The sequence below is a fragment of the Caballeronia sp. genome (genome assembly GCF_049581465.1).
Lineage (GTDB): Bacteria > Pseudomonadota > Gammaproteobacteria > Burkholderiales > Burkholderiaceae > Caballeronia.
Genome location: NZ_JBAUSA010000536.1, coordinates 1 through 4,212, shown reverse-complemented (window position 1 = coordinate 4,212; position 4,212 = coordinate 1). Strand labels below are relative to the sequence as shown.

At 57.2% G+C, this 4,212-nt stretch carries 7 protein-coding genes and 1 pseudogene; 5 read left to right on the top strand and 3 right to left on the bottom strand.

Annotation, left to right across the window (positions count from 1 at the left end; genetic code table 11):
* Window positions 1–121, top strand: a 121-nt coding sequence (locus WCA53_RS13290) for a muconolactone Delta-isomerase family protein (RefSeq protein ID WP_423910694.1), incomplete at its 5' end; no start/stop codon positions are given.
* Between the two features lie 24 nt (window positions 122–145).
* Here the strand turns inward: WCA53_RS13290 and WCA53_RS13285 are convergent.
* Window positions 146–529: a hypothetical protein gene (locus tag WCA53_RS13285; protein ID WP_423910691.1), complete on the bottom strand. Its 384-nt coding sequence runs from the start codon at window positions 527–529 to the stop codon at window positions 146–148.
* A 214-nt stretch (window positions 530–743) separates the two neighbouring features.
* Here WCA53_RS13285 and WCA53_RS13280 point away from each other — a divergent pair, with 214 nt between their 5' ends.
* The 3 genes and pseudogenes from WCA53_RS13280 (at window position 744) to WCA53_RS13270 (ending at window position 2,041) form a co-directional block, all read left to right on the top strand.
* Complete coding sequence (locus tag WCA53_RS13280) at window positions 744–1,166, top strand: ACT domain-containing protein (protein ID WP_423910687.1); 423 nt, start codon at window positions 744–746, stop codon at window positions 1,164–1,166.
* Between the two features lie 353 nt (window positions 1,167–1,519).
* Window positions 1,520–1,781 (top strand): annotated as a pseudogene (locus WCA53_RS13275) (type II toxin-antitoxin system Phd/YefM family antitoxin).
* Window positions 1,778–2,041: a Txe/YoeB family addiction module toxin gene (locus WCA53_RS13270; protein WP_423910682.1), complete on the top strand. Its 264-nt coding sequence runs from the start codon at window positions 1,778–1,780 to the stop codon at window positions 2,039–2,041. The pseudogene WCA53_RS13275 and the gene WCA53_RS13270 overlap by 4 nt, the downstream one beginning before the upstream one ends.
* A 101-nt stretch (window positions 2,042–2,142) precedes the next feature.
* Here WCA53_RS13270 and WCA53_RS13265 read toward each other — a convergent pair whose 3' ends face one another.
* A complete protein-coding gene (locus tag WCA53_RS13265; RefSeq protein ID WP_423910679.1) occupies window positions 2,143–2,268 on the bottom strand; it encodes a hypothetical protein in 126 nt (41 codons plus the stop codon).
* A 101-nt stretch (window positions 2,269–2,369) separates the two neighbouring features.
* On the opposite strand from WCA53_RS13265, the gene WCA53_RS13260 reads away from it, so the two are divergent.
* Window positions 2,370–3,242, top strand: coding sequence for a LysR family transcriptional regulator (locus tag WCA53_RS13260; RefSeq protein WP_423910676.1), 873 nt, complete (start codon window positions 2,370–2,372; stop codon window positions 3,240–3,242).
* 303 nt (window positions 3,243–3,545) lie between these two features.
* On the opposite strand, the gene WCA53_RS13255 is transcribed toward WCA53_RS13260, so the two are convergent.
* Window positions 3,546–3,818 (bottom strand): DUF4148 domain-containing protein, encoded by a 273-nt coding sequence (locus tag WCA53_RS13255; RefSeq protein ID WP_423910672.1) that lies wholly within the window; start codon window positions 3,816–3,818, stop codon window positions 3,546–3,548.
* Window positions 3,819–4,212 lie beyond the last annotated feature (394 nt).

Here is a 4,212-nt window from a genome sequence, read left to right as displayed (position 1 = left end):
CGTTGAAAGCCCCCAGCACCTGAATGACCTGCTGATGCAGTTGCCGTTGTTTCCTTATATGACGCTCGATGTGCGGGCGCTGTGCCGGCATCCTTCGTCGATTTGGGACGATGATCGCTGAAGCGCGGTCCGTCGCATCAATGCCTTATGCCAGTGGCAGCGTCGATTTACCACCCCGTCGCCGTGGCTTTGGCTCAACACCCACGCGCCGGTCGCGCGCCAGCACGAGGGCCGTCATCCTTTGCGCGATGGTTTCGAATGCGGGATCGTCTTGCGACACGTAAAGCCATTTCCCTAGTACCGGATGCGGCTGCAAACTGGGCATTTCGTCGATGAGCGCGGCATGGCGCTCTTGCGATGTACACACCAGCAAGCCGTTCCACGGCTCGTCGCGATCGGCCGCAACCAGACACAACAGGCCGTCGATATAGGCGGCATCGCAGCCGAACATCCGCTTGGCGGTGTAGGTTGAATCTCGCTCGAATGCTTCGAAGATCCAGACGAGCGAGTTGCGCACGGTAGAGGGCATCAGTGTGAAGTCCTTGGCGACTGAAGTGACGGCGGGCGCCGGAAGCCTTATTTGATCGGCGGAGGGCTCGTCCAATGCGCTTGCTCCGGTTAAGCGGCAACTATGATGACACGAGCGGACCGCCCAATTGGCGCGCGCCACGCTGCCGGCCTTGCTCGCGTGCCGTTGGTGGAGTAGATTTTAGTGGACGATGCATCAGGCGGGAGGGACTGCCATGGAACTGAGCGTAGAACGCGTCGATGTCTGGGCTGCCACCATCGAGGACAAACCGGGTGGGCTTGCGCAAGTATTAAGCGCTTTGCGGGATGCTGGCGCAGACTTGCAGTTCGTCGTCGCACGTCGCACGCCGGAAGCATCGGGCGCGGGGGTCGTGTTTGTCGCACCGCTGCAGGGAGACGGCGAGATCAATGCAGCGAAACAGGTGGGGTTCAACCTCACCCCGAGCCTTCACTCCGTCCGTGTAATGGGTCTGGACCAGTTGGGGATCATCGCGCAATTGAGCCAGATGCTGGCAGATGGGGAGATCAACCTCCGCGGCGTTTCCGCCGCTGTCCTTGGCACACAGTTCATCGCTTATCTCGCGGTTGACTCCCTGGACGATGCCGAAAAGGCGATGGCCATTCTGCAGAGCGCTTGAAGGGCTCGTGCCGGAGCGAGCACTGGCTGGGTTCTTCCGCAAAGATGCATACCTTGCATAAATGCATCGGGACGGGTGTTGCGTACGAAAAACCCGAATACCGCCACCCCGAGCATGCCGCCTCCGTGCCTCTCACGACCAGTCCATTTCGACCACACGCGCTATCAACATATCCTGAGGCGGATTCGACTTGAACGCGTGGACGACGTTTTCTTGTTTCTCCTCGGCGAACTCACGCCCTTCCATGCGATTTCAGGCATCGGTAAAACGCGCATGTACAGACAGTTGTACATGTTTGATCGGCGTGTTACACCTGAGCGTTATTCTGTACAGGTGCAAGCCAAGGAGAACAAATGCGCACAATCCCTTTCAGCGACGCGCGCGCCAACCTTAAGCAGGTGATCGATAACGTCGTTGATGACGTCGAGGTTACGCTTATCACTCGCCGCAATGCGCCCAAATGCGATTGTCATGTCGCAGGAGCATTACGACAGTTTGATGGAGACGGTTTATCTGTTGCGCTCACCAGCGAACGTCGCTCATCTTGAGCGGCCTATCAAGCAACTGCGTGCTGGCAAGGTCAAGTCACACAAGCTGGATGATGCTGGCGCATGAGCACGTTGAACATCATGTGGACTGCCGAAGCATCGGACGACTATGTCTATTGGCAGGGGCAAGATAAGAAGGCACTTAAGCGAATCAATCAGCTCGTCAAAGATACTCAACGAGCGCCGTTCGAGGGTATAGGAAAACCCGAACCGCTGAAGGCGAATTTGACAGGTTTTTGGTCGCGACGCATCGACGAAACCAATCGTCTGGTCTATGAGATTACGGATGCGCAGATTAACGTCATCTCGTGCCGCTACCACTACTGATGATTTTGATTGAATAGGAGAACACACCACTGGATCAAACGACGTTGCGGTATTGCGTAGCGCTCTCATGGAGCAGAGACGGAGCTTTGCAACTTGGGCGATCAGCTTGTGGACGAAGGCTGGGACAGCGCGACATTGACCACGCTGACATCAAGCAAAACGACGACAAAGCCCAGGCCTGCACCGGCGACGGTACCGCGTTGATCGCGGCTCATGGACAGGTTCATCGGGAACACACCTTATCGGCTGAAGAGGTTCCGATGTTAGGCATACTGGCTCTGCGCGAACATTCCACATTACCGCAAACCACCCTTGAGAAAATGCACCGATGCTCGATTGGGAAAACATTCGTCATTTCCTGGCGGTAGCCCGCATTGGCACGTTGTCGGGTGCCGCTCGCAGCCTGAAGGTTGATCACGCGACGGTGAGCCGACGCCTGAGCGCACTGGAGGACGAAATCAAGACCCGCTTGATCGAGCGTCTGCCGAGGGCTTGCAAGCTCACTCCGGTTGGCCAGCGTGTGTTCGAACTGGCTCAAGGAATGGAAGAAGACGCGTACGCGATCGAGCGATTCCTGGACGCCAGCCGTTCCCCGCTAAGCGGCACGGTCACGTTGAGCGCACCGCCGGTGCTAGTGGCCAATTTTCTGGTGAAGCACCTCGCGGACTTTCGGCGCACACATCCCGGCGTGCAGTTGTCTGTTTCCAGCGAGGCGCGACAGGTTTCACTCAGTCGAAGGGAGGCGGATGTCGCCCTAAGACTGGTTCGGCCTGAGGAAGTGACCAGCGTCGTGCGCAAGTTAGGGCGGATGTCGTTCGATCTATACGCGAGCAGGGACTATCCGCACCTGCACAATCCGTCTGCCTGGGAGTTCATCGCCTACGATGCAGGGTTCGCGGACACGCCGCAGCAGAAGTGGTTGATGAGCGTTGCCAAGGGGAGACCCATCGCTTGCGAAATCAGCGATATCAACGGGCATCTGGCAGCGGCTCAAGCAGGCGCCGGCGTGGCTGGCCTACCAGGTTTCCTGGCAGATACCGATGCGAAGCTGCAACGCGTCGCGTACGACGGCGAACCGTTTTCGCGAGACATCTGGATGGCTATTCATCGGGACCTGCGCCGTTCGCCGCAAGTACGGGCAGTCATGGACTTCCTGCTGAAGATCGTGAGGGAAAATCCCGACCTCACGATAAGCGGTTAGAAACCGGACGTATAGGCCACCGCTTCAGGTCAACGAGATAGTCCCGCCGCAATTGGAGCCAGTCGACATCGTTGAGCGGCCAAGCGGCTACTCTGGCTAGGCAGGTGATTCGAAAATGCGAGGGAACAAGCGCCCGGCCAATTAGGGCTAGACGAAGCCACCGAGAACCCGGGGGCGAAGGTTCTGATAAGAACAAAGCCCCGAGATCGAGGCAAAATCTCGATCGCGGGGCAATGATATACAGCGGCCAAACGCAGCAAATTCACGCGCTCCAGCGAACAAACAGCCTGTCAGCGCGATGACTTACTGAGCTACTGCTGCTGAACCCTGTTGCGACGAACCCGCAGCGACACCACCCACTGCGGTGTTCTGGGCAGCAACACGAGCTTCAGCAGCCTGGATGTTCGACGGGTATTCGTTGGGGTTGTTCCTAGCCGGGTTGTAGCCAGCTTTTTCGATTTGAACCAGTTGCTCGTTGACTTGCGCACGGGTCAACGGTTGGTTCGACTGGGCGAAAACGGCAACGGGAGCAGCAAGAGTAGCGGCAATGACAACGGCTTGAATGAGTGATTTCATGATTGTTATCCCAGAGATTGTTCTTTTTCGGCCTGCAGACAGGTTTGTTTGCAGCGGTGAAGAGAGTCTATGAGGATGGACTATTAGGGTAAATACCTAATTTACGAATTCACTGTTCCTAAAACGACAATAATAGGGGGCGGATGCGGGCGAATGACGCGCCGACCGATGCATCATCTGAAAATATTGGCCCTTGCACTGTCATCCCCCGTGATATGCCACACGACCATCGCGATGGCGTCGCCTGTTCGCGGTGACGACGCGAAGCTAGCATCCAATGCCACGGACGAACGCGCGCTCTTCTTAACCCAGATCGTCTGGATTGAGCAGCGAGGTAATCACGTGATCGGCCCAAGAACCGTTGATCTTCAAATACGACCGCGCGACGCCTTCC